General features: G+C 72.7%; 1 protein-coding gene. It reads left to right on the top strand.

From position 1 onward, the window contains the following. Positions 1-951: hypothetical protein (locus tag IF89_RS39370; protein WP_043194875.1), on the top strand; the 951-nt coding region annotated here is incomplete at both ends.

Below are 951 nucleotides of genomic sequence, written 5' to 3'. Positions count from 1 at the left end.
CACTACAACAGCCTCCACCTCCTGACCTCCCAGCAGGTCTACACCTCCGCCCTCGGCGACCGCACCGCCGGGGAACTGGTACGGGGCTACAGCTGGCAGCAGGACCCCGCAAGCCCCGTGCCCCCGCCCCGGGACGCGGAACTCCCCGCGGACTGGGCCCTGCCCGTGCGCGAGGCCAGCACCGTCCACAACAGCGCCGGCCACAAACGCGAAGTGGCGACCGCCACCGCCTACGACAGCTACGGGCGTGCGGTCAAGACGGTGGACGAGACCGGGACGGTCACCGAGACCGTGTACGACCCTGAAGAGGGTGCTACCGGGCTGGTCGTGTCGCAGAAGACCACCGGCCGGGACGGCAAGGTGCTGCAGGAGACCTCCAACTCCCTTTCCGCGGACCGGCGCACCGTCACCGGGACCGTCACCCGCACCGCAGACAGCAGCGGGAAGCTCACCGCCCGAGAGCAGACCACGCTCACCTACGACAAGTACGGGCAGACTGCCTCCCAGACCGTCTCCTGGGCCGACGGCGCCGGTGAGGAGGGCCGCGGCGAGGGGCCGGGTGAGCTGAAGACTGAGGTCAGCCGCACCGTGGAGGGCGGGCGCCTGACCGAGACCGCCACCGTGGCGCCCGGCACGGATGCCGAGACCTCCGCCTCGCGGGTGACGGACCTGGCCACCGGCGCGGTGCTGGAGGAGATGGGGCCGGGCGGGCGGGTCCTGTCACGTACGGAGTACGACCGCCAGGGCCGGCCTACCGCCCACACCCTGCTGCCCGACTCCGACAAGCCCCAGACCACCCGCATCGCCTACCCCTCCCCTACCGTCACGGTCACCGCCACCCCTGACGGCCGCCGGGTGACCGAGACCCTCGACGCGCTGGGCCGGCCCCTGCGGACCGCGGACAACTACCGCGACGGCGCCTACGCCAAAGAGCCCGACGCCGACGGCGCC

The sequence above is a fragment of the Streptomyces sp. NRRL F-2664 genome, assembly GCF_000719345.1.
Lineage (GTDB): Bacteria > Actinomycetota > Actinomycetes > Streptomycetales > Streptomycetaceae > Streptomyces.
This window is presented reverse-complemented; position numbering and strand designations above follow the sequence as displayed.